Here is a 22,476-nt window from a genome sequence, read left to right as displayed (position 1 = left end):
ATATCAGTCGATTCCGCCCGTTAGGGTCGTCTGCGCAGCATAGTCGAGGTGTTTGACGAGCTGCGCGCGCAGCCGGGCCCTTACCTCGGCAAATTCAATCGATCCTGCGTGATCGCGCAGCTGGGTCATTGCCAGCCCGGCGTAGCCGCAGGGATTAATCCGTCGAAACGGTTCCAGGTTCATATCCACGTTCAAGGCCAGGCCATGAAAGGAGCAACCGTGGCGGATCCGCAGACCCAGCGAAGCGATTTTCGCGCCATTGACATAGACACCCGGCGCATCCGGCTTGGCCACCGCGGTCACGCCGTAGCTGGCCAGCAGCTCGATCAGGCATTGCTCCATGCGGCTGACCAGATCACGCACACCGAACCCCAGCTTGCGGACATCCAGTAACAGGTAGGCCACCAGTTGGCCGGGACCGTGATAAGTCACCTGACCACCGCGGTCGACCTTCACCACCGGAATATCCCCCGGCAGCAGCAGATGCTCGGCCTTGCCAGCCTGGCCCTGAGTGAACACCGGCGGGTGCTCGACCAGCCAGATTTCGTCGGCGGCATCGCTGCCGCGTTCGTTGGTGAAGCGCTGCATGGCATGCCAGACCGGCTCGTAAGCCATCTGACCGAGCTCGCGAAAGCCCAGCGTGCCAGACATCACAGCACCATGTGCACGAAACCGGTAGCCCGCAACTCGCTGTTGATGTCGTACAGCTGTTCCTGGCCGGTGGCGATGATGTGCAACTGGATGGTCGTGTACTTGCCGTTGGTACTCTGCCGTTCGGCAAAGGTGTTGTGGTCAACGGTCGCGTGTTTCTCAAGGATCGCGATGATCCTGTCCCTGAAACCCACGCCGGTGTCGCCGATTACCTTGATCGGGTAATCCGCGCAGGGGAATTCGATTTTTGGCGCCTTTACTTCAGTGTCTGTCATGGCGTAACGGCCTCGTAAGCCGTGGCAACGGACATGGCCCCGCTCCGGATTGGAACGGGGCCATGCAGGTCCACACTAATTCAGTTGAACAAGCCGTAGAAGAATAGACGGATGCTATCCCACATGCGGCGGAAGATACCACCCTCGTCGACCGCGTCCAGAGCGATCAGGTCGGCGCTGTGCACCACTTTGTCGTCCAGTTTCACTTCGACTTTACCGATCACATCGCCCTTGGCGATTGGCGCGACCAGTTGCGGGGTCATGGTCATGCTGGCGGCGAGCTTTTTCAGCTGGCCTTTTGGCAGGGTCATGGTCAGGTCTTGAGCCAGGCCGGCCTTGACTTGATTGGTGGTGCCTTTCCAGACAGGTGCCTGAGCCAGCTCGGCGCCTTTCTGATAGAAGGTCTGGGTTTCGAAGAAGCGGAAACCGTAAGTCAGCAGCTTCTGGGTTTCAGCAGCACGGGCCACTTCGCTGTTGGTGCCGAACACCACGGCGATCAGGCGCATGCCATCACGTACGGCCGAAGACACCATGCAGTAACCGGCTTCGTCGGTGTGACCGGTTTTCAGACCGTCGACGGTCTTGTCACGCCACAGCAGCAGGTTGCGGTTAGGCTGCTTGATGCCGTTCCAGAAGAACTCTTTCTGCGAGTAGATCGCGTAGTGAGCCGGGTCTTCGTGAATGATCGCGCGGGCCAGCACAGCCATGTCGTGAGCCGACGAGTAGTGCTCCGGGTTTGGCAGACCGGTCGGGTTCATGAAGTGGCTGTTGGTCATGCCCAGGTCGGCCACGGTTTTGTTCATCATGTCGGCGAACGCGTCTTCGCTGCCGGCGATGTGCTCAGCGAGCGCAACACTGGCGTCGTTACCCGATTGAATGATGATGCCGTGCAGCAGATCACTGACGGTGACTTGCGAACCCACCTTGATGAACATCCGCGAACCGCCGGTACGCCAGGCGTTCTCGCTGACGGTCACCGGATCGTTTTCTCCGATCTGGCCACGACGGATTTCCAGGGTCGCGATGTAAGCGGTCATCAGCTTGGTCAGGCTGGCCGGTGGCAGACGCTGGTCACCATTGTTCTCTACCAGCACGTTGCCGCTGCTGGCGTCCATGAGTACATAGGCTTTGGCGGCCAGTTGCGGTGGCGACGGCATTATCTCGGCCGCGAAAGCCGCGGGCGAGAGAAGCAGCGGGACTAGCAGGCACAGGCGTTTGGCAAAGGTGGTGATGTTCATCCGTCTCTCGAAATCGCTAATGGAAACTGCCCTAGGGCAAAACTAATCAGACAACTCTCGAAAAAGTTGTCGCGTGTTCAGTTGCTCACTCTGCAACCCTTGCCGGGCTTTTGTTCTTCAACGAGCCAACAACCCGGTTCGCCCCCCAAACCGCAAGCGAACCGTCAATCAAGTACTACGTGTTACTCGGCGCTGACCAGGCTCGGCGAACCGAGATTGGCCAGCCGCACGCTGTTTTGCACTTGCTGGATTTCACCCGGCGAGCCGATCGGCCCCAGGCGCACCCGATGCAGTGTCTGTTGGTTACGCACGATCGAGCTGATGAACACCGGAGCGCTCACCATCCCGCTGAGCTTCGATCTCAGGAGCTCTGCAGCGTCCGGGTTGGCGAACGCGCCCACCTGCAGATACTGGCCAGATGCTGGTACAGAAGCGTTTTTTTTTGCATCGATCTGCACGGGCACTACGGCCGCGGCGTGTTGCTGCGGCGGTGGGGTCCATTGCTCGACGGTGCCGGCCGATGCCGTCATCACCGGCGCGCTATTTTGTGCGACTTTCGGCTCGTTAAGCATTAAAGGCGCCGGGCGACCTTTGGCTGCCCACCATTGCTGCGGGTCGATGCCTTCGACCTTGACCCGCGCCGTACCGGTTTCGGCATAGCCGAGTTTCTTGGCGGCCGCGTAGGACAAGTCGATGATCCGGTCCGAATAGAACGGCCCGCGGTCGTTGACCCGCAGGATGACCGTCTTGTTGTTGTCCAGGTTAGTCACCCGAACGTAACTTGGCAGTGGCAGGGTCTTGTGCGCTGCGCTCATGCCGTACAGGTCATACACTTCGCCGTTGGCGGTGTTCTGGCCATGGAATTTGGTGCCGTACCAGGACGCAGTGCCCGACGCCACGTAGGTCCTGGATTCTTGCATCGGGAAATAAGTCTTGCCCAGCACCGTGTACGGGTTGGCTTTATAAGGACCGCTGTGCAGGGTCGGCGTGGCATCTGGAATGCGCGTTACGTCGACGTCCCACCAGGGTGCGCCATCCTTGTGAGCCCGGTTGATATCCAGGCCAGGTGCCGAACGAACGGCGGTCGGGGACTTCTGAGCCGGCGCGCGACTGGTCGAACAACTGGCGACCAGAACCGTCAACGCGGCGAATGCCATGAGCTTCAGGGGTTTATTCATAGGCAATGCCCGCATTACTTGACGCCCCGTGCTTGGACCAGCTGTTCAGACAGTTGATGTACGGCCATGGCGTACATCACGCTGCGGTTATAACGCGTGATTGCGTAAAAATTCGTCAGACCCATCCAGTATTCAGGGCCATTGTCACCTTCCAGGCGGAAAGCCGTGACCGGCATATCATCACGCAGCGCATCATGACTCGACCAGCCCAGCGCCCGCAACTCCCCGACAGTTTTCGTCGGCTCGATACCTGCGGTCAAACCTTCATCTACCTGATCGCCGCGCACATCGGCGCGGCTGACCACAGGTTCGCCGGCGACCCAGCCGTGACGCTTGAAATAACTGGCGACGCTGCCGATGGCATCATCCGGGTTAGTCCAGATATTAATGTGGCCGTCGCCGTCGAAATCCACCGCATAGGCGCGAAAACTGCTTGGCATGAATTGCGGCAAACCCATGGCCCCGGCGTAGGAGCCTTTGAGGGTCAACGGATCGACCTGCTCTTCACGGGCCAGTAGCAGGAATTCACGCAACTCCTTGCGGAAGAATTCGGCACGGGGAGGATAGTCGAAACCCAAGGTGGACAAGGCATCGATCACCCGGAAATTGCCGGTATTTCGACCAAAGAAGGTCTCCACGCCGATGATCGAGACGATGACCTGCGCCGGCACACCGTATTCCTGCTCGGCACGAGCCAGGATCGCTTCGTGCTGACGCCAGAAGTCCACGCCACGGGCGATGCGCGCATCGGTGATGAACATCGGGCGATATTCTTTCCACTGTTTAACCCGTTCGGCGGGCTTGGAGATCGCGTCCAGAATCGACTGTTTGCGCTCGGCTTCGCGGAACACGCCCATCAGCTGTTCACCGGCAAAGCCATAGTCGCGGGTCATTTCACCGACGAACTCGGCCACCTGCGGTGAGCCTTCGTAATCGCCGGCCCACGCTTGCTGCGCGGTACCAAGGATGCTTACCAGGCCGACCCACGGTGCGTATCGAGTCGCCCAGCCACGCATTACTTGCATTGAAATCTTCACCTTATTCAAACCTGTGCGATCCACTTGCGATGGGTATGGATCGACATCAAAACCCCAAACGCTGACAGTAGCGTCACCAGCGAAGTTCCTCCGTAGCTAATGAACGGCAACGGTACCCCCACAACCGGCAACAGGCCACTGACCATACCGATGTTGACGAAAACGTAAACAAAAAACGTCATGGTCAGGCTGCCCGCGAGCAATTTGCCGAACAATGTCTGCGCCTGGGCGGTAATCACCAGCCCGCGACCGATCAACAACAGGTAAATCAGCAACAATGCGCAGATGCCCACCAGGCCGAACTCTTCGCCCATCACCGCAATAATGAAGTCGGTGTGGCTTTCCGGCAGGAAGTCCAGGTGCGACTGGGTGCCAAGCAACCAGCCTTTGCCGAACACGCCACCGGAACCGATGGCTGCTTTCGACTGAATGATGTTCCAGCCCGTGCCCAACGGATCGCTCTCTGGGTCGAGGAAGGTCAGGATTCGCTGCTTCTGGTAGTCGTGCATGATGAAGTACCACATGCCGATCGCCACCGGCACAGCCGCGGCAATCACGCTGAGAATCCAGCGCCAGCGCAGGCCACCCATGAACAGCACGAACGCGCCACCGGCGAGAATCAACAGCGAAGTGCCGAGGTCGGGTTGACGCACGATCAGAATGAACGGCAACCCGATCAGAAACAGACTGACGCCCACATGCTTGAGTTGCGGCGGCAAGGTGCGCTTGGACAGGTACCAGGCGATGGTTGCCGGCATCAGGATCTTCATGAATTCCGAGGGCTGGAAGCGGATCACCCCGGGAATGTTGATCCAGCGCGTGGCACCCATGGCGTTGTGGCCCATGACATCCACCACCACCAGCAACAGCACGCCGATCACATAACCGACCGGCACCCAACGGGCCATGAAGCGCGGCTCGAACTGGGCGATGACGATCATCGACACCAGGCCGATGCCGAAGGAGGTGGCTTGCTTGGCCAGCAGATCCCAGCTTTTGCCGCTGGCCGAATACAGCACGAACAGGCTGCCGGCCGCCAGGGTCAACAGCAGGATCAGCAACGGGCCGTCGATGTGCATGCGTTGCAACAGCGTCGCACGGCGACGCATCACATCCTCGCTGGAGAGGATGCGATCGAAATTACTCTTCACGGGCCGTAGCCTCCGCACTGATAGGGCTGGCGTATTCGGCTTTCAGTCGGCCGTCCTGGTCCAGGAGCCAGGCGTCCATGACTTGACGCACCACAGGCGCGGCGACGCCGGAGCCGGACTCGCCGTTCTCGACCATCACCGACACCACGATTTGCGGGTTGTCGGCCGGCGCGAAGCCGACAAACAAGGCGTGGTCGCGGTGACGCTCCTGAACCTTGGAGCGGTCGTACTTTTCGCCCTGCTTGATCGCGACCACCTGGGCCGTACCACTTTTGCCGGCAATCCGGTATTGAGCACCGATGGATGCCTTGCGCGCCGTACCGCGGGCACCGTGCATCACCTGCTGCATGCCGTGGTTGACCTTGGTCCAGTCCGACGGGTCGCGCAGAATGATGTCCGGCATCGGATTTTCGTCCACCGGCTTCGCACCTTCGAGGGTCTTGGCCAAATGAGGACGATTCCACACACCCTTGTTGGCCACCAGCGCCGTGGCCTGCGCCAACTGCAACGGAGTGGACTGCATGTAGCCCTGACCGATCCCGAGAATCAGCGTTTCGCCCGGGTACCAGGCCTGACGACGGGTCGCGCGCTTCCATTCCCGGGTCGGCATCAACCCCGGCGACTCTTCGAACATGTCGAGGGAGACCTTCTGACCAATACCGAATTTGCTCATGTAAGCCGACAACCGATCAATCCCCAGCTTGTGTGCCAGGTCATAGAAGTAGGTGTCGTTGGACCGCATGATCGCCGTGTCCAGATCCACGTAACCGTCGCCGGTACGGTTCCAGTTACGGTATTTGTGATCGTAATTGGGCAGTTGGTAGTAACCGGGGTCGTAGACCCGGGTCGATGCGGTGACCACGCCCGCATCCAGGCCGGCAATCGCCACCGCCGGTTTAATCGTCGAGCCCGGCGGGTACAGACCGCGCAACACGCGGTTGAACAATGGCCGGTCGATGGAATCGCGCAACTCGGAATAGGCTTTGAAACTGATGCCGGTGACGAACAGGTTCGGGTCAAAACTCGGCTGACTGACCATCGCCAGGACTTCGCCGGTTTTCGGGTCCAGCGCCACTACCGCGCCACGACGACCGCCGAGCGCGGCTTCGGCGGCTTCCTGCAATTTGATGTCCAGGCTCAGGACAATGTCCTTGCCGGAAATCGGCTCGGTACGTTTGAGCACCCGCAACACGCGGCCACGGGCGTTGGTCTCGACTTCTTCGTAACCGACCTGACCGTGCAGCTCGGGCTCGTAAAACCGCTCGATGCCGGTTTTACCAATTTGATGGGTGCCGCTGTAACTCACCGGATCGAGCGTCTTGAGCTCTTTCTCGTTGATCCGCCCCATGTAACCCACTGAGTGCGCAAAGTGCGCGCCCTGCGGGTAATGACGCACCAGTTGCGCGACCACTTCCACACCGGGCAGACGGAACTGGTTCACCGCGATGCGGGCGATCTGCTCTTCGGTCAGCTCGAACAGGATGGGCACCGGCTCAAACGGTCGGCGTCCCTGACGCATGCGCTTCTCGAAAATCACCCGGTCCTCGGGCGTCAGCTCCAGCACTTCAACGATCACGTCGAGCACTTGCTGCCAGTCACCGGAGCGTTCGCGGGTCATGCTCAGGCTGAAGCTGGGCCGGTTATCGGCCACCACCACGCCATTGCGGTCGAAGATCAATCCGCGAGTCGGCGGAATCGGCTGCACATGGACGCGGTTGTTTTCCGACAGTGTCGAGTGGTACTCGTACTGGATCACCTGAAGGAAATACAGCCGCGCAATCAGCACGCCAATCAGCGCCACCACTGCAATGGCCCCGAACACGACGCGGCCACGCACCAGACGGGCGTCTTTTTCGTGGTCCTTGATGCGGATCGGCTGGGGCATGAGGGCAGAACTACTTGTGGTAAGGGTGGCCGGACAGGACTGTCCAGGCACGATACAGCTGTTCGCCGATCAGAATCCGCACCAATGGGTGCGGCAGCGTCAACGGCGACAACGACCAGCGTTGATCCGCCCGGGCACAGACTTCCGGCGCCAGCCCCTCGGGGCCGCCGACCATGAAATTCACCGTGCGCGAGTCCAGCCGCCAGCGATCGAGTTCGACCGCCAGTTGCTCGGTGCTCCAGGGCTTGCCGTGGACTTCGAGGGTGACAATGCGCTCGTTCGGCCCGACCTTGGCCAGCATGGCCTCGCCTTCCTGACGGATAAAGCGCGCCACGTCGGCGTTCTTGCCGCGGGTGTTGAGCGGAATTTCCACCAGTTCCAGCGCCAGCTCGGACGGAAGACGCTTGGCATATTCATGCCAGCCTTCTTCCACCCATTTGGGCATGCGTGAACCGACGGCGATCAGTCGCAGTCGCACAGCGGTCCCTTATTGCTGGTCTTTGTTGAGCTTGATGAAATGCTCATGGGTGTTTTCCGGGCTGTGGTGCGCGGCGCTGCCGGCACGGCTCTGCTCGGCACCCTGCCACAAACGCTCCAGGTCATAGAACTGGCGAGCGCTGGCAGTCATCATGTGCACGATGACGTCGTCCATATCCAGCAGCACCCAGTCGCTGTCGCCCTTGCCTTCTTCACCCAACGGCTTGACGCCCTGGGCCTTGACCGCCTCGCGGACCTTATCCAGCATCGCGCCGATCTGGCGGTTGGAAGTACCGGTAGCGATGATCATGAAATCAGTGATGCTCTGCTTTTCACGAACGTCGATCACCAGAACATCCTGGGCCTTGACGTCTTCCAGGGCCGCTACGGCCACCTTGACCAGCTCTTCGCCGCGCAGTTCCGGGCCGGTATTGGCCACTACTGGCAGCGGAGCGCTCTTGAACGTGCCCTTGCGCTTTACTTTGTTTACGTCTTTGTCAGTCATATAAAACTCGTTTTGCTCGTGTGTTCGGGCGCTTCGATACACGCATTCACGTGCCTTGAAGCGCGCCCTTTTTCAGTTCGACGCACGGTAAAGCCCGTGCGCATCGATGTAGGCCAGGACCGCGTCGGGCACCAGGAAACGTACCGACTTACCGCTGGCCAGCAGTTGACGGATCTGGGTGGCGGATACCGCGAGCGGCGTCTGCCAGACGAATGCAATCTGTCCGCTCGGCCCTTTGAGGGCAGCGGGTCGCTCACCGAGCGCGCTGCCAGCAGGTTGCGCAAGGCATCCGGCGGTTCGCTGTCGGCATCCGGGCGTTGCAGCACCAGGATGTGGCAATGCTGGAGCAACTCTTCCCAGCGGTGCCAAGTGGGCAGGCCGCAAAATGCGTCCCAGCCCAAAAGTAGAAAAACCTGGTCCGGGGCGGCCAGTTCGGCGCGCATCAGTTCCAGGGTGTCGATGGTGTAGGACGGTTTGTCCCGCTGCAATTCGCGGGCGTCCACTACCAACGGTGGCACACCGGCCACCGCGCACTTGACCATCGCCAGACGGTCCTTCGCCGACACCTGCGGCGTACCGCGATGAGGTGGCCTGGCACTGGGTGTCAGACGCAACTCATCGAGCGCCAGCGATTCGGCGACTTCCAGCGCACCGCGCAAATGGCCGATGTGCACCGGGTCGAAGGTCCCGCCCAGTACGCCAATGCGTCGAGGCTGGGGCTCGCTGGCGATCACCAGGGCTGACGGGTCGAGGTCGCCCAAGTCAGAGCGACTCCTGGCCGCGCAACTGACCGTCACCGACCACGATGTACTTCTCGCAGGTCAGCCCTTCGAGGCCCACCGGGCCGCGGGCGTGCAGCTTATCAGTAGAAATGCCAATCTCGGCACCCAATCCGTATTCGAAGCCATCGGCAAAGCACGTCGGCGTATTGATCATCACCGAAGACGAATCGACTTCAGCCACGAAACGCCGGGTATCGGCCAGGTTTTCGCTGACGATCGAATCGGTGTGATGGGAGCCGTACTTATTAATATGCTCAATGGCCTGATCCAGACCGTCGACCACACGGATCGAGAGGATCGGCGCCAGATATTCGGTGTGCCAGTCTTCTTCAGTGGCCGCAACGGCCTCGATGATCGCCCGTGTACGCTCGCAACCGCGCAGCTCGACGCCTTTTTCGCAGAACTGGGCAGCCATCGATGGCAGGAAATCCTTGGCGACCGCTTGATCCACCAGCAGGGTTTCCATGGCGCCACAGATGCCATAACGGTAAGTCTTGGCGTTGAACGCGATGCGCTGGGCTTTCGGCAGATCGGCGTGGGCGCTGACGTAGACATGACAAATGCCGTCCAGGTGCTTGATCACGGGCACGCGGGCATCGCGACTGACCCGTTCGATCAGGCCACGACCGCCACGGGGCACGATGACGTCGACGTATTCGGGCATGGTGATCAGCGCGCCAACGGCGGCACGGTCGGTGGTTTCGACCACTTGCACCACGGCGGCCGGCAGCTCGGCCTCGGCCAGGCCGCGCTGGATGCAGGCGGCAATGGCACGGTTGGAATGAATCGCCTCGGAGCCGCCACGCAGGATGGTCGCATTGCCGGACTTCAGGCACAGGCTGGCGGCATCGATGGTCACGTTCGGCCGTGATTCGTAGATGATCCCGATCACGCCCAATGGCACGCGCATCTTGCCGACCTGGATGCCAGACGGGCGATAACTCATGTCGCGGATCGCACCCACCGGGTCGGGCAATGCCGCGACCTGACGCAAACCGACGATCATGCCGTCGATGCGCTCCGGGGTCAGTGCCAGACGTTCCAGCAAAGCAGGTTCCAGACCATTGGCGCGGCCGGCCGCCAGATCCAGTTCATTGGCTGCGGTCAGCTCGGCGCGTGCAGCGTCCAGCGCATTGGCAGCCGCCTGCAAGGCGCGGTTTTTCTGCGCGGTGCTGGCACGGCCGATCACGCGGGAAGCTTCGCGGGCGGCGCGACCCAAACGGGTCATGTAGTCAAGAACGGACTCAGTCATGGTCTGCAATGGTCTTTGCTAAGGTCTTGGTAAAGAGTAAAGCGGCAGATTATAGCTGTCGCGTCCCGGGACTAACAGCGGTGACGGGCGGATGGTCGAAATGGAGGGCAATTTGCCGACGTTCAGCCGTGATTAAGCCGCATATTGTTATCATCACGACTCCATCAGCCCTGATAAACGCTGTTCATCATGACTAACCTGCCTGTTTCTGCATCCACTACGCGCCAGCCCACGGGGTTGCCGGATGCATTTTTCGACCGCGATGCCCAAACGCTGGCCCGGCATTTACTGGGCAAGATCATCCGCCATAAGGTCGGCGACCTGTGGCTCAGTGCCCGGATCATCGAGACCGAAGCCTATTACTGCGAAGAAAAAGGCAGCCACGCCTCCCTTGGCTACACAGAAAAGCGTAAGGCTTTGTTTCTGGATGGCGGCCACATCTATATGTATTACGCCCGCGGCGGCGATTCGTTGAATTTCAGCGCTCAGGGTCCGGGTAATGCGGTATTGATCAAATCCGCCTATCCGTGGGTCGATGAACTGAGCGGGCCAGCGAGTCTGGCGCAGATGCTATTGAACAATCCCGATGCTCAGGGCCGCCCTCGCCCCTCACAAAAGCTGTGTGCCGGGCAGACGCTGCTTTGCAAGGCGCTGGGGCTGAAGGTGCCGGTCTGGGACGCCAAGCGCTTCGACCATGAAGTACTGCTGGTGGAAGATGTCGGGCCAGCGCCCGGCCACATTATCCAGACCACACGCCTGGGCATTCCCCACGGACGTGACGAACACTTGATGTTCCGTTTTGTTGATGCGGCTTACGCACTTTATTGCACGCGCAACCCGCTGCGCCGGGGGCAGGTCGAAGGGCGCGATTATTTTTTGCTGACGTGAACGATGAAAATCCAGTGTGGGAGCGGGCTTGCTCGCGAAGGGGCCCTTTCAGTCGATATTAGTGCCGCCTGACACTCCGCCTTCGCGAGCAAGCCCGCTCCCACATGAAATCTGTGGTGTTGTGAAGATTGCGTTTGTCCCTTGAGGCCAATTGATTATTCAATGGAGTTGTTTTTATGGGCCCATGGCTCGATAGCGTGACCGGTTGGTTGACGGTCAATCCGCAGTGGTTGGCCGCGGCAGTGTTCATCGTGGCTTGCGTTGAATGTCTGGCGATTGCCGGGCTGATCGTGCCCGGCACAGTATTGCTGTTTGCCGTGGCGGTGCTGGCCGGCAGTGGCGCGTTGTCATTGGGTGAAACGCTGCTGCTGGGTTTGCTCGGTGGTGTGTTGGGTGACATTGTTTCGTACTTTTTGGGGCGCCATTTCCACCAGAACATCCGGCGTCTGCCGGGGTTGCGCCATCATCCGGAATGGATGGCCGGGGCCGAGGCGTATTTCCAGCGTTATGGCATTGCCAGTCTGTTGGTTGGACGTTTTATCGGCCCGCTACGACCGATGCTGCCGATGGTCGCCGGGATGTTCGACATGCCATTCCCGCGCTTCGCCGTCGTCAGCTTGCTGGCCGCCGCAGGCTGGAGCGTTGCGTATCTGCTGCCCGGCTGGGCCACGGGAGCGGCGATTCGATTGCCGTTGCCGGAAGGTTTCTGGCCCGAGGCCGCAATTGTCGCGGGCAGCATTGCACTGATGGTGGGGCTGAGTGCCACCAGCAGCCTGCGCCGGCATCGCAAAGCCACGATGTACATCACCGGCATGAGCCTGCTGATTCTGGCGGGGCTGTTTATTGGCTATCCGCACCTGAGCGCTCTTGATCAAGGCGTGATGACGCTGGTGCAGGAACACCGCAGCCCGATGCTCGATGAAGTGGCCGTGGTGTTCACGCTGATCGGTGAATTGCGCAACATGTTTATGCTCAGCGCGCTGCTGACCGTCTTGCTGTTGCTGACACGACAATGGCGACACGCGCTCTTCGCCGGCGGCACTCTGCTGTTCACCGCGCTGGGCAACACCGCGACCAAGCACTTTTTCGCCCGCGTGCGCCCGGAAGTGCTGAGCGACCCACTGACCAGCTACAGCATGCCCAGCGGCCATGCCTCGGGCTCTTTCGCACTGTTCTTGACGCTCGCAGTGCTGGCCGGTCGCGGACAACCGCCGCGCATGCGCCTGACCTGGTTATTGGTGGGCTGCTTGCCGGCGCTGATGATTGCCTTGTCACGGGTGTACCTGGGCGCGCACTGGCCGACCGATGTGCTGGCCGGGGCGATGCTGGCGGCATGCGTGTGCGCGGCCAGCCTTTGGCTGACTCAACGCCAGACTTCGCTCACCGCCATGCCGCCGAAAATCTGGTGGCTGGTGTTGCCTTCATTGGTGGCGTTGTTCGGTTTCTTTGTGTTGAGGCATATGCCGCATGCGATGTTGCGGTATGCGTATTGATGCCGTAACCCTGTAGCAGCTGCCGAGCCTGCGAGGCTGCGTTCGAGGACGAAGTCCTCGCAAATCCTGCTTATGCGGTTTGCCTGAAAGACCGCGTTGTCTGGTTTTACGACGGCTTCGCCGCCGAACGCAGCCTCGCAGGCTCGGCAGCTGCTACAGGTGCGATCTTTTAGCGGACGTCAGGCAAACAAGTCACCCTGCAACTTATCCAGCAACGCCTGAATCGCATCCAGACGTTGCTGCGGATCATCGAGTTGCAGCAGGTCAATCTTGTCCGTTTCGGCAAACGGCAACAGGTACGCCAACTGATTGGCCAGCGACTGCTGCCCCGTCGCTTCGGTGCCCATGTTCAGCGCTTCGACCATCGGATGTTCCGCCAAGGCCTTGAGCAGCGCGACCAGGTCGGCGTCTTCATCCTGTAGCGGTTGTTCGGGCTCGTCTTCCAGCCATTCGACTTCGGCGACGATCAACTGGTCGCGCTGCACCTCGGTGCGCACAACGTGGAAACGCCGCCCGCCTTTCACCCGAATGCCCAGCAGGCCATTGTCTTGCTGATGGAAATCGGTGATCAGCGCCTCGCACCCCACCCGTGCGTAGCCTTCGGGGGCGATGCCGACTTCTTCGCCGTCGAGGATGCACACCACGCCGAAGCCGCCACCCTGTTTCATGCAGCGACCGATCATGTCCAGGTAGCGCGCCTCGAAGATCTGCAAGTCGAGGATGCAGTCCGGAAACAGCACCGTGTTCAGCGGAAAAAGCGGCAGACTCATAGACATTTCCTTACACCACCATCGACACCGCCAACGGCAGGAATACCGCCGTGGCTACGCCCATCAGACTCATCGCCAGCGCCGCAAAGGCACCGCATTCTTCACTCTCCTGCAAGGCCACCGAGGTGCCGACCGCATGAGCGGTCATGCCCAGGGCCATGCCTCGAGCCTCTGGGCTGTGGACACCGAGACGAGTCAAAAGACCCGGCCCGAAGATCGCCCCGATTACCCCGGTAATCAACACGAACACCGCCGCCAGCGCCGCGACGCCACCAATCTGCTCTGCCACCAGCATGGCAATCGGCGAGGTGACCGATTTGGGTGCCATGGTCATCAGGATCATGTGTTCGGCGCCGAAGCCCCAACCCAGCAACACACCCATGCCCGTGGCGACCACGCCGCCTATCACCAGCGTAGTAAATATCGGCCAGAACAACTGCCGGATCCGCCGCAGATTGAGGTACAGCGGTACCGCCAGCGCAACAGTGGCCGGCCCGAGCAAGATGCTGAGGATCTCGGTGCTCTTGCGATATTCGGCGTAGCTCAGGCCGCAACCCACCAGGACAACAATGACCAGCAACATGGAGACCAGTACCGGTTGCAGAAAAATCCAGCGGGTTTTCTCGTAGGCCGCCAGCACCAATTGATACGCGCCCAGCGTAATGCCAATACCGAACAATGGATGATGAATCACCGACGCCCAGGCGCCCTGCCAATCGAAAATCATTGGTCGTCCTCGCGATGAGCGTGACGCCTGACCAGGCGCTGCATCAATACGCCGGCGAAGGCCATCGATAGCAGCAGCGACAACACCAGCGCACCGGTGATCGCCCAGAAATCCGCGGCGATATCGGCGGCGTAAACCATCACGCCCACCGCTGGCGGCACCAGCAGCAACGGCAGATAACGCAGCAGGCTGCTGGCCGCGAGGTTCAGCGGCTCGCCGACTTGACCGCGAATAATCAGATATCCCAGTAGCAACAGCAGGCCAATGATCGGCCCCGGTAGTACCGACAAAAACAAATGGTTGAGGGCGGTGCCGAGCAATTGAAAAAGCACCAGCCAGGTCAGGCCACGTAACAACATCCATTCTCTCCCACGCGTGCTCCCCACAAAGAAGGGGCCCGGCATTATAAGCACGCCAACGCTATGAATCGGCATTCGCCAAAAGCATGGATAGTTGACCGGAGCAATTTGCCATGTTGATCTAAAGTGGTTCGCAGGGAGGTCAAATCCCCCCACTCGAAAACTATAAAACCGATGACCCAAGGAGAGTCTCAATGCCCTATGTTCCAGTTGCAGAGCTCAAAGATTATGTCGGCAAGGAACTCGGACGTTCCGAATGGCTCACCATCGACCAGGAACGCATCAACCTGTTCGCAGAAGCCACAGGTGATTATCAGTTCATCCATGTCGACCCGGTCAAAGCCGCGCAAACACCTTTTGGCAGCACCATCGCCCATGGTTTCCTGTCGTTGTCGCTGATCCCCAAACTGATGGAAGACATCCTCATCCTGCCCGAAGGCGCAAAGATGGTAGTCAACTATGGTCTGGACAGCGTGCGTTTCATCCAGCCTGTGAAGGTCAATTCCAGGGTTCGACTCAAGGTTGACATGAACGACGTCATCGAGAAGAAACCCGGCCAATGGTTGCTCAAGGCAACCGCCACGCTTGAAATTGAAGGGTCGGACAAACCGGCATATATCGCCGAGCCACTGTCCCTCTGCTTCGTGTAAAGCATCCCGGATGCGAAGCAGCTCACGCTGTTTCGCGCCGTGTCTGTGCCGTGTCTCTATAAATGCGACACATAGCTGCGGCATACTCGGTCGCCTAATTGCCCGGATCCCGCTATGCGCTCACTTGCACTCCTTGCTTTGACCCTGTTGCTCACCGCTTGCGGCGATGGCGAATCGCTGTTGCCCCCTGATGCCCGCCTGCCGGACGGCGGACGCTATCGCGGTGATCTGGTCAATGGTTTGCTGCAAGGTGAAGGCCGCATCGATTACCCGAACGGCAGCTGGTACGCCGGCCAGTTCGACAAAGGCCAATGGCATGGCCAGGGCGAATGGCATGGCAGCAACGGCGAGGTCTATCGCGGGCAATTCCAGCAAGGGCTATTCGACGGTCAAGGCACGCTGACCACCACTGGCAGCAGCTACACCGGCGGTTTCAAGGCGGGTCGACGCGACGGTGAAGGCACCCTCAAAGAAAACGCCATGACCTACCGCGGCGAATTCAAGGCCGATCAATATTCAGGGCTCGGTCGTCTGGAACTCGCAGACGGCAGCCAGTACCAGGGTCAATTCGCCCACGGTAAACCCAACGGCGAAGGCCAGCGCAGCGATGCCAGCGGCAATCAGTTCACCGGGCATTTCGCCGACGGTCAGCTGGAAGGCAATGGCACCTTCAACAGCGCCGATGGCGATATCTATGTCGGCGGTTTCAAGAACAATCAACTGCACGGCAAGGGCCGCTACGAGAACGCCGATGGCGATGTCTGGCTCGGTCAGTTCAAGGAAGGCGTGCTCAGCGGCAAGGGCGAGTTGATCGGCGCCGATGGCAGTCACTACATCGGTCACTTCAGCGACTGGCGTTTCACCGGTCAGGGTCGCTTGAACCTGGCCGATGGCAGTTTCTATATCGGCCAGTTCGACGGCGACAACTATCAGGGCCGAGGTACTTTGGTGCTGACCGATGGCACGGTGCAGAGCGGCACCTGGGTCAACAGTCAGCGCGTGCGCGACGCCGACGGCAAGCTGCTGCCCGACCCTCTCGAACTCGGCTTGTTGGCCCAGGGGCGCTTGCTCGACGATTCGCTGGCCAACGTCCCGGCCTCGACCCCGGCGGTCGAACTGTACACCTTGACCCTCGGCGGCGATGGCAAGCAGAGCGTGTTCCTGCGCGAGTCAGACTACGTCGCCAACATGCTCGCCAGCCGTTTCGGCGCCTTCGGCCAGATCCGCCTGGTCAACCATCGCGATCACCTCGGCGATCGGCCGATGGCCACCCGGGAAAACCTGCGCCGCGCCGCCCAGACCCTGGCCGAACGCAGCGGCCCGGAAGACCTGCTGTTCATTTACCTGACCAGCCACGGCAACAGCGAACACGAACTGGTGCTCGACCAGCCACGCATGGAACTGGCCGACCTGCCCGCCGACGAACTCGCCGCCGTCCTCGCGCCCCTGAAAAAGCGCGACAAAATTATCGTGATTTCATCGTGCTATTCCGGTGGCTTCATTCCCGCCCTCAAGGACGAACGCACCCTGATCATGACCGCCTCGCGCGCCGATCGAGTGTCCTTTGGGTGTTCGGAAGAAGCCAACTTCACGTACTTCGGCGACGCGCTGTTCGCCCAGGCGCTGAACCAGACCGACGACCTGGAGCAAGCCTTCAAACTGGCCAGTGCCACCGTGGCCGAGCGTGAACTGGCCGACAGCTTCGAAGCTTCCGAGCCACAGATCTGGGCGCCGAAAACCGTTCTCAGCCACTGGCAGCTGTTGCGCAAACAACAGGCACGAAAGGCACTGCAAAGTGTCTCTATCAGCAAGGATGAAAAGAGCAACTAAGCTGAATAGTATCAAGGGGGAATGACTATGTACTTGACGCCTCAGCATGTATTGCTTGCCGGAGCTACCGGGTTAACCGGTGAACATTTGCTTGACCGTCTACTCAACGAGCCAACGATTACACGGGTATTAGCCCCCTCACGCCGGCCACTGGCCGAGCATCCTCACCTGGAAAACCCAGTCGGCGACCCGACGGTGTTTTTGCCGCAATTGAACGGTCGCGTCGACATTGCCTATTGCTGCCTGGGCACTACGATCAAGCAGGCCGGCTCCGAGGAAGCGTTTCGCGCGGTGGACCTGGACATGGTCGTGGCTTTCGCCAAACGTGCGCGAGAAATGGGCGCACGGCACTTGATCGTGATCAGCGCCTTGGGTGCCGATCGCAGGTCCTCGATTTTCTACAACCGGGTCAAAGGCGAGATGGAACACGCATTGCGCGCGCAGAATTGGCCGCAGCTGACCATTTGCCGGCCTTCGCTGTTGTTGGGCGATCGCGTCGAGCCGCGACTGGCCGAGCGGGTTGCCGGCCCATTGTCGAAATTGATTCCGGGCAAATACCACGGCATCGAAGCCTGCCAACTGGCCCGCGCCATGTGGCGCCTGGCGCTGGAAGAGCAGGATGGCGTGCGGATTGTCGAGTCGGATGAGTTGCGCAAGTTGGGAAAATAATTCAGCGGCGCCCAAACGGACGCCTTCGCGAGCAAGCCCGCTCCCACATTGGATTTGTGAATGACACAGATCAAATGTGGGAGCGGGCTTGCTCGCGAAGGGCGCAACATCGATTCAACGCCGAGCGCTACAAACCACCGGTCGCTTGAAAACTCACGCCAATCACCGTCAACAACGACAGCGGCAACAGCAGTGTGTCGAGCAACGCACTGGCCGGCAGGTCAACAGCCGGATAACTCGGCGCTTCGGCGCCAAATCGGTCCATGGCGCAGCACCCGCCGTTCATCGCATACAAATCCAGACGCGTCCCCGAATACACCACCGGCGCTCCAGGCTTGGCGGCATCGAGGGTGCGCGCGGTGGCGCAGCCCGCCAATTGCAAAGCCAACAGGATGATCAGCAGCTTATTCATCGCTGCTCAAATGGTGTTCGCCCCAACGCGGCAGCATGTCTTGCGGGATATTCAAACAGTTGAGAATTCGCGCCACGACGAAGTCGATCAAGTCATCGATAGTCTGCGGCTGGTGATAGAAGCCCGGTGACGCCGGCAAAATCGTCACGCCCATGTTCGACAGCTTGAGCATGTTCTCCAGATGAATGCTCGAATACGGCGCCTCGCGGGGCACCAGAATCAGCTGGCGGCGCTCCTTCAAGGTCACGTCGGCAGCCCGTTCGATCAAGTTGTTGCAGGCCCCGGTCGCGATAGCCGACAAGGTCCCGGTGGAACACGGCACCACCACCATCGCCGCTGGCGAGCCAGAGCCCGAAGCCACCGGCGACATCCAGTCTTCCTTGCCGTACACCCGAATCTGCCCGGCGGCGGCGCCGGTATATTCCGTGAGGAAGGCTTGCATCATCTGTGGTTTGGACGGCAGCGAGACATCGGTCTCGGTGGCCATCACCAGTTGCGCAGCCTTGGAAATCAGGAAGTGTACCTCGCGGTCTTCACGCACCAGGCAGTCGAGCAGGCGCAAGCCGTACTGGGCGCCCGAAGCGCCGGTCATCGCCAGCGTGATGCGTTCCGGACCGTTGTTCATTGCAGCGCCTCGGCCAGTTTGCCGTGCAGGCCGCCGAAGCCGCCGTTGCTCATGATCACCACATGAGTGCCGGGCTGAGCCTGGCTCTTCACGCGCTCGATGATGCCTTCCAGCGAATCGCTGACGATCGACGGCACAGTGCACAACGCCGCAGTGGCGCCCAGATCCCAACCGAGGTTGGCCGGGGAATACCAGATCACCTGATCGGCATCGACCACACTTTCCGGCAAGCCATCACGGTGCGCGCCAAGCTTCATGGAGTTGGAGCGCGGCTCGATGATCGCGATCAGCGGCGCATCGCCAATGCGTTTGCGCAGACCGTCGAGGGTGGTGGCGATGGCGGTCGGGTGGTGAGCAAAGTCGTCGTAAATGGTGATGCCACGCACTTCCGCGACCTTTTCCATCCGCCGCTTCACGCTTTTGAACGCGCTCAGTGCAGCGATACCCATCGACGGCACGACGCCGACATGACGTGCGGCGGCCAAGGTGGCCAAGGCGTTGGCGACGTTGTGCTGACCGGTCATGTCCCACTCGACCACGCCTTGAACGGCGCCTTCGAACATCACTTCGAATTTCGAGCCGTCTTCACTGAGCAGTTTGACTTGCCACTGACCGCCGGCACCGGTGGTTTGCACCGGGGTCCAGCAGCCCATTTCGATAACCCGCAGCAATGCCGGTTCGGTGGTCGGATGGATCACCAGGCCTTCGCTTGGAATGGTCCGCACCAAATGGTGGAACTGCCGCTCGATGGCCGGCAGATCGGGGAAGATGTCAGCGTGATCAAACTCAAGATTGTTCAAGATCGCCGTGCGCGGACGGTAGTGAACGAATTTCGAACGCTTGTCGAAGAATGCACTGTCGTATTCGTCGGCTTCGATCACGAAGAACGGCGTATCACCCAGACGCGCCGACACCGAGAAATTCTGCGGCACGCCGCCGATCAGGAAACCCGGGCTCATGCCGGCGTGCTCCAGGACCCAGGCAAGCATGCTGCTGGTGGTGGTTTTGCCGTGAGTGCCGGCAACCGCCAGCACCCAGCGGCCTTGCAACACGTGATCGGCCAGCCATTGCGGGCCGGAGACGTACGGCAGGCCTTTGTTCAGCACGTATTCGACGGCCGGGTTGCCGCGGGACATGGCATTGCCGATCACCACCAGGTCCGGGGCCGGATCGAGCTGCGCCGGGTCGTAACCTTGGGTCAACTCAATGCCCTGGGCTTGCAGCTGAGTGCTCATCGGTGGATAGACGTTGGCATCGGAGCCGGTCACGTGATGGCCCAGCTCTTTGGCCAGAACCGCCATCGAACCCATGAAAGTGCCACAAATACCAAGAATATGAATGTGCATAGTCGACCTCGTAAAACATGGCCGCAGGTTAGCGTAGGGTGGGAAAATTCGCACTCAGAGTTTGAAATCACCGCAGAACCTGTAGGAGCGAGGCTTGCCCGCGAAGGCGCCCTCTAGTACGCCAAAAGCTTCGCGGGCAAGCCTCGCTCCTACAAAGTCAGGATCCGGTGTATCTAGCGGGCGATACCGTGTTTGCGCAGCTTTCTGTAGAGGGTATTGCGGCTCACGCCCAGCTGTTCGGCGGTGTGCGTCATATGCCAGCGCTGCTGTTCCAGCACCGTCAGCAATGCCAACCGCTCGGCATCGTCCAGCGGATACTCGGAAGGTTCTTCAACCGCCGACGCCGTCACCGGTCGGGCCTGGCGAATCGTCGCCGGCAAATCCTCCAGCCCGATCCGCCCGCCGTCACACAGCGCCGCCAGGGTCCGCAGCACATTGCGCAGCTGCCGCACATTGCCCGGCCAGGCAAAATCCAGCAAGGCCTGCCGCGCCGGAGCATCAATCAGCACCGTCTCTCCGCCCGCCTCTTCGGCCAGCAAAAAGTCGAGCAACTGCGATTTGTCAGCGCGCTCCCGCAGCGCCGGCAACGCAACCTCCAGCCCATTGAGCCGGTAATACAAATCCTCGCGGAAACTGCCGTCCTGCACCCGTTCAAGCAGATTGCGGTGGGTGGCGCTGATGATCCGCACATTGACCGATTCCGGCTCACCGCCAATCGGCACCACCTGACGGTCTTCCAGCACCCTTAATAGACGGGTCTGCATGCTCAGCGGCATGTCACCGATTTCATCGAGGAACAACGTCCCGCCATCGGCCTGCTGCAGCTTGCCGCGCATGCCTTCCTTGCGAGCGCCGGTGAAACTGCCGCCGCGATAGCCGAACAGTTCGCTCTCGATCAGGCTTTCGGGAATCGCCGCGCAATTGAGGGCAACGAACGATTTTGCTGCCCGTTGACTGGCCTGATGCACGGCTTTGGCGAAGGCCTCCTTGCCTGAGCCGGTTTCGCCATTGATCAGCAACGGCACGTCCCGTTCAAACACGCGCAAGGCCTTGCGGAAATCCTCCTGCAACGCGGCATCGCCCAGGCAAATGCCTGACAAGCGCGGACGCTCGGCAACCATCGGGCTTTGCACCACCGGCACCGGAATGCTGCGCGGCTGCCCGCGCAATACGGCGAACAACCGCCGCCCGTCACGGGTGCGCAATGGCCAACTGGCGCTGGCATTGGCGCTCGCGCGGCCGAGCAATTCATCCAGCGAGCAGTCGAAAAACGCCTCCACCGGTTTGCCCAACAGCCCGCCACGAATATGCCCCAGCAAATTCAGCGCACTCTGGTTGACCGCACTGATCCGCCCTTCCCCATCGAACGCCAGCAACCCTTCGCTGAACAGCCCGACAGATTCGGCCTGCAGGTGAAAACGCAGCAACCATTGATTGTCGAAGTAACGCAGGAAATAGCAGCTCTCGATCATCTTCGCCGACAGATTGACCAAGGCCATGGTGTGGAATTGGCTCTGCCGCGAAACCTCGTGACGCGCCGAAGACACGTCGAGTACCGCCAGCAGCTCGCCGTGAGGATCAAACACCGGGCTCGCCGAGCAAGTCAGGCCGGTATGTCGGCCACGAAAATGTTCGTCTTGATGGATGGTCAGGGACTGACGCTCCACCAGGCAGGTGCCGATGCCGTTGGTGCCTTCGCAGGCTTCGCTCCAGTCAGCGCCGAGCCAAAGGCCGGCGCGCTCGAAAATCTTCCGTTCGGTAGGCGCAGTGACACAGTTGAGGATCACCCCGCGGGCGTCGGTCAGCAGCACCGCGTGGCCGGCACCGGAAAGTTGCTGGTGGAGGCTGGTCATTTCGGTGCCGGCGATCTGCAGCACTTGCTGCAAACGTTCGCGGCTTTCCAGCACACGACCATGCTCCAGCACCGTCGGCGCCATGGTCAGGGCCGGGTCGAGGTGATAATCCTCAAGACAACGCAGCCAGGAACGGGCAATGGACGGATCGCTGCCGGGACCGTGCAGGTGGGATTTGCCTTGGGTCACGGTCAGCACTTGCTGGGCATGGCGACTCAAATGGTTATCGTGCATTTCTTATTATTCTCCCCGAGCGGTTTGCATCCCCGTGTAGGAGCGAGGCTTGCCCGCGAAGAACGATAACGCGGCGCATCAGGCAAACCGAATCATGGCCTTCGCGGGCAAGCCTCGCTCCTACAAGGAGGGAGGTTCGAGCATCCTCCAGCCTGGCCAGCATTGCAATGCTGGCAAGACCCGCCAGTC

22 protein-coding genes and 1 pseudogene are annotated in these 22,476 nt (G+C 60.5%); 5 read left to right on the top strand and 18 right to left on the bottom strand.

Features of this window, described 5'->3' with window-relative positions:
• Positions 1–3: 3 nt before the first annotated feature.
• From lipB to ACIPLA_RS25315, 11 genes and pseudogenes are all read right to left on the bottom strand, one after another.
• Entirely contained in the window at positions 4–651 is a 648-nt protein-coding gene (lipB, locus tag ACIPLA_RS25365) for a lipoyl(octanoyl) transferase LipB (protein WP_401176929.1), read from the bottom strand.
• Positions 651–926 carry a DUF493 domain-containing protein gene (locus tag ACIPLA_RS25360; protein ID WP_123498555.1) on the bottom strand — a complete coding sequence of 92 codons (276 nt, stop codon included), beginning with the start codon at positions 924–926 and terminating at the stop codon, positions 651–653. The genes lipB and ACIPLA_RS25360 overlap by 1 nt, the downstream gene beginning before the upstream one ends.
• Before the next feature lie 80 nt (positions 927–1,006).
• Complete coding sequence (locus tag ACIPLA_RS25355; protein WP_008070106.1) at positions 1,007–2,164, bottom strand: D-alanyl-D-alanine carboxypeptidase family protein; 1,158 nt, start codon at positions 2,162–2,164, stop codon at positions 1,007–1,009.
• Positions 2,165–2,346: 182 nt separating this feature from the next.
• Entirely contained in the window at positions 2,347–3,357 is a 1,011-nt protein-coding gene (locus ACIPLA_RS25350) for a septal ring lytic transglycosylase RlpA family protein (RefSeq protein WP_007894385.1), read from the bottom strand.
• Entirely contained in the window at positions 3,357–4,367 is a 1,011-nt protein-coding gene (gene mltB, locus ACIPLA_RS25345; RefSeq protein ID WP_123498554.1) for a lytic murein transglycosylase B, read from the bottom strand. Before mltB ends, ACIPLA_RS25350 begins: the two co-directional genes overlap by 1 nt.
• Positions 4,368–4,384: 17 nt before the next feature.
• A complete protein-coding gene (gene rodA / locus ACIPLA_RS25340; RefSeq protein ID WP_192345437.1) occupies positions 4,385–5,488 on the bottom strand; it encodes a rod shape-determining protein RodA in 1,104 nt (367 codons plus the stop codon).
• A gap of 31 nt (positions 5,489–5,519) precedes the next feature.
• On the bottom strand, positions 5,520–7,415 hold the full coding sequence (gene mrdA / locus ACIPLA_RS25335; protein ID WP_123498552.1) for a penicillin-binding protein 2: 1,896 nt from the start codon (positions 7,413–7,415) through the stop codon (positions 5,520–5,522).
• 10 nt (positions 7,416–7,425) lie between these two features.
• A complete protein-coding gene (rlmH, locus tag ACIPLA_RS25330) occupies positions 7,426–7,893 on the bottom strand; it encodes a 23S rRNA (pseudouridine(1915)-N(3))-methyltransferase RlmH (RefSeq protein WP_003185785.1) in 468 nt (155 codons plus the stop codon).
• A 9-nt stretch (positions 7,894–7,902) separates the two neighbouring features.
• On the bottom strand, positions 7,903–8,397 hold the full coding sequence (rsfS, locus tag ACIPLA_RS25325) for a ribosome silencing factor (RefSeq protein ID WP_038981377.1): 495 nt from the start codon (positions 8,395–8,397) through the stop codon (positions 7,903–7,905).
• Between the two features lie 72 nt (positions 8,398–8,469).
• A pseudogene (gene nadD, locus ACIPLA_RS25320) lies at positions 8,470–9,158 on the bottom strand (nicotinate-nucleotide adenylyltransferase).
• Position 9,159: 1 nt separating this feature from the next.
• Positions 9,160–10,431, bottom strand: a complete 1,272-nt coding sequence (locus ACIPLA_RS25315) for a glutamate-5-semialdehyde dehydrogenase (protein WP_401176924.1) — start codon at positions 10,429–10,431, stop codon at positions 9,160–9,162.
• Between the two features lie 189 nt (positions 10,432–10,620).
• Here ACIPLA_RS25315 and ACIPLA_RS25310 point away from each other — a divergent pair, with 189 nt between their 5' ends.
• Both ACIPLA_RS25310 and ACIPLA_RS25305 read left to right on the top strand, forming a co-directional pair.
• Positions 10,621–11,319: a DNA-3-methyladenine glycosylase gene (locus tag ACIPLA_RS25310; RefSeq protein WP_401176921.1), complete on the top strand. Its 699-nt coding sequence runs from the start codon at positions 10,621–10,623 to the stop codon at positions 11,317–11,319.
• Positions 11,320–11,495: 176 nt separating this feature from the next.
• Positions 11,496–12,812, top strand: coding sequence for a bifunctional DedA family/phosphatase PAP2 family protein (locus tag ACIPLA_RS25305; RefSeq protein ID WP_401176919.1), 1,317 nt, complete (start codon positions 11,496–11,498; stop codon positions 12,810–12,812).
• Between the two features lie 179 nt (positions 12,813–12,991).
• Here the strand turns inward: ACIPLA_RS25305 and ACIPLA_RS25300 are convergent, their stop codons facing one another.
• The 3 genes from ACIPLA_RS25300 to ACIPLA_RS25290 are packed head-to-tail and all read right to left on the bottom strand — an operon-like array spanning position 12,992 to position 14,668.
• Positions 12,992–13,582 carry an LON peptidase substrate-binding domain-containing protein gene (locus ACIPLA_RS25300; protein WP_218398864.1) on the bottom strand — a complete coding sequence of 197 codons (591 nt, stop codon included), beginning with the start codon at positions 13,580–13,582 and terminating at the stop codon, positions 12,992–12,994.
• A gap of 10 nt (positions 13,583–13,592) precedes the next feature.
• Positions 13,593–14,309 carry an LrgB family protein gene (locus tag ACIPLA_RS25295; RefSeq protein ID WP_008070140.1) on the bottom strand — a complete coding sequence of 239 codons (717 nt, stop codon included), beginning with the start codon at positions 14,307–14,309 and terminating at the stop codon, positions 13,593–13,595.
• Positions 14,306–14,668: a CidA/LrgA family protein gene (locus tag ACIPLA_RS25290; protein WP_401176914.1), complete on the bottom strand. Its 363-nt coding sequence runs from the start codon at positions 14,666–14,668 to the stop codon at positions 14,306–14,308. The genes ACIPLA_RS25295 and ACIPLA_RS25290 overlap by 4 nt, the downstream gene beginning before the upstream one ends.
• A 194-nt stretch (positions 14,669–14,862) precedes the next feature.
• Between ACIPLA_RS25290 and ACIPLA_RS25285 the strand changes: the two genes are divergently transcribed.
• From ACIPLA_RS25285 to ACIPLA_RS25275, 3 genes are all read left to right on the top strand, one after another.
• On the top strand, positions 14,863–15,318 hold the full coding sequence (locus ACIPLA_RS25285) for a MaoC family dehydratase (RefSeq protein ID WP_007894347.1): 456 nt from the start codon (positions 14,863–14,865) through the stop codon (positions 15,316–15,318).
• A gap of 114 nt (positions 15,319–15,432) precedes the next feature.
• Complete coding sequence (locus ACIPLA_RS25280) at positions 15,433–17,148, top strand: C13 family peptidase (RefSeq protein WP_218398866.1); 1,716 nt, start codon at positions 15,433–15,435, stop codon at positions 17,146–17,148.
• A gap of 27 nt (positions 17,149–17,175) precedes the next feature.
• Complete coding sequence (locus ACIPLA_RS25275) at positions 17,176–17,817, top strand: oxidoreductase (protein ID WP_218398867.1); 642 nt, start codon at positions 17,176–17,178, stop codon at positions 17,815–17,817.
• 127 nt (positions 17,818–17,944) lie between these two features.
• On the opposite strand, the gene ACIPLA_RS25270 is transcribed toward ACIPLA_RS25275, so the two are convergent.
• The 4 genes from ACIPLA_RS25270 to ACIPLA_RS25255 all read right to left on the bottom strand — a co-directional run bounded on the left by ACIPLA_RS25270 (position 17,945) and on the right by ACIPLA_RS25255 (position 22,287).
• Positions 17,945–18,229, bottom strand: coding sequence for a YceK/YidQ family lipoprotein (locus ACIPLA_RS25270; RefSeq protein ID WP_123498534.1), 285 nt, complete (start codon positions 18,227–18,229; stop codon positions 17,945–17,947).
• Entirely contained in the window at positions 18,222–18,854 is a 633-nt protein-coding gene (gene ubiX, locus ACIPLA_RS25265) for a flavin prenyltransferase UbiX (protein WP_007894343.1), read from the bottom strand. The genes ACIPLA_RS25270 and ubiX overlap by 8 nt, the downstream gene beginning before the upstream one ends.
• Positions 18,851–20,200 carry a UDP-N-acetylmuramate:L-alanyl-gamma-D-glutamyl-meso-diaminopimelate ligase gene (gene mpl, locus ACIPLA_RS25260; protein ID WP_008009026.1) on the bottom strand — a complete coding sequence of 450 codons (1,350 nt, stop codon included), beginning with the start codon at positions 20,198–20,200 and terminating at the stop codon, positions 18,851–18,853. Before mpl ends, ubiX begins: the two co-directional genes overlap by 4 nt.
• A 173-nt stretch (positions 20,201–20,373) precedes the next feature.
• The gene (locus tag ACIPLA_RS25255) at positions 20,374–22,287 is read right to left on the bottom strand and encodes a sigma-54-dependent Fis family transcriptional regulator (protein ID WP_218398868.1); all 1,914 of its coding nucleotides are present in this window, start codon (positions 22,285–22,287) and stop codon (positions 20,374–20,376) included.
• Positions 22,288–22,476: the final 189 nt, after the last annotated feature.

Source organism: Pseudomonas sp. NPDC086112, from assembly GCF_044746425.1.
GTDB lineage: Bacteria > Pseudomonadota > Gammaproteobacteria > Pseudomonadales > Pseudomonadaceae > Aquipseudomonas.
The sequence above is the reverse complement of the archived record's forward strand: the minus strand, read 5'-3'. Positions and strand labels throughout refer to the sequence as shown.

Coding starts and splice junctions, on each gene's coding strand:
- ACIPLA_RS25350 (WP_007894385.1), bottom strand. CDS start 3,357: ATGCGGGCATTGCCTATGAATAAACCCCTGAAGCTCATGGCATTCGCC.
- mrdA (WP_123498552.1), bottom strand. CDS start 7,415: ATGCCCCAGCCGATCCGCATCAAGGACCACGAAAAAGACGCCCGTCTG.
- ACIPLA_RS25310 (WP_401176921.1), top strand. CDS start 10,621: ATGACTAACCTGCCTGTTTCTGCATCCACTACGCGCCAGCCCACGGGG.
- ACIPLA_RS25255 (WP_218398868.1), bottom strand. CDS start 22,287: ATGCACGATAACCATTTGAGTCGCCATGCCCAGCAAGTGCTGACCGTG.
- ACIPLA_RS25300 (WP_218398864.1), bottom strand. CDS start 13,582: ATGAGTCTGCCGCTTTTTCCGCTGAACACGGTGCTGTTTCCGGACTGC.
- ACIPLA_RS25305 (WP_401176919.1), top strand. CDS start 11,496: ATGGGCCCATGGCTCGATAGCGTGACCGGTTGGTTGACGGTCAATCCG.
- ACIPLA_RS25360 (WP_123498555.1), bottom strand. CDS start 926: ATGACAGACACTGAAGTAAAGGCGCCAAAAATCGAATTCCCCTGCGCG.
- lipB (WP_401176929.1), bottom strand. CDS start 651: ATGTCTGGCACGCTGGGCTTTCGCGAGCTCGGTCAGATGGCTTACGAG.
- ubiX (WP_007894343.1), bottom strand. CDS start 18,854: ATGAACAACGGTCCGGAACGCATCACGCTGGCGATGACCGGCGCTTCG.
- mpl (WP_008009026.1), bottom strand. CDS start 20,200: ATGCACATTCATATTCTTGGTATTTGTGGCACTTTCATGGGTTCGATG.
- ACIPLA_RS25275 (WP_218398867.1), top strand. CDS start 17,176: ATGTACTTGACGCCTCAGCATGTATTGCTTGCCGGAGCTACCGGGTTA.
- ACIPLA_RS25270 (WP_123498534.1), bottom strand. CDS start 18,229: ATGAATAAGCTGCTGATCATCCTGTTGGCTTTGCAATTGGCGGGCTGC.
- rodA (WP_192345437.1), bottom strand. CDS start 5,488: ATGCGTCGCCGTGCGACGCTGTTGCAACGCATGCACATCGACGGCCCG.
- ACIPLA_RS25315 (WP_401176924.1), bottom strand. CDS start 10,431: ATGACTGAGTCCGTTCTTGACTACATGACCCGTTTGGGTCGCGCCGCC.
- ACIPLA_RS25285 (WP_007894347.1), top strand. CDS start 14,863: ATGCCCTATGTTCCAGTTGCAGAGCTCAAAGATTATGTCGGCAAGGAA.
- ACIPLA_RS25355 (WP_008070106.1), bottom strand. CDS start 2,164: ATGAACATCACCACCTTTGCCAAACGCCTGTGCCTGCTAGTCCCGCTG.
- ACIPLA_RS25290 (WP_401176914.1), bottom strand. CDS start 14,668: ATGTTGTTACGTGGCCTGACCTGGCTGGTGCTTTTTCAATTGCTCGGC.
- rsfS (WP_038981377.1), bottom strand. CDS start 8,397: ATGACTGACAAAGACGTAAACAAAGTAAAGCGCAAGGGCACGTTCAAG.
- ACIPLA_RS25280 (WP_218398866.1), top strand. CDS start 15,433: ATGCGCTCACTTGCACTCCTTGCTTTGACCCTGTTGCTCACCGCTTGC.
- ACIPLA_RS25295 (WP_008070140.1), bottom strand. CDS start 14,309: ATGATTTTCGATTGGCAGGGCGCCTGGGCGTCGGTGATTCATCATCCA.
- mltB (WP_123498554.1), bottom strand. CDS start 4,367: ATGCAAGTAATGCGTGGCTGGGCGACTCGATACGCACCGTGGGTCGGC.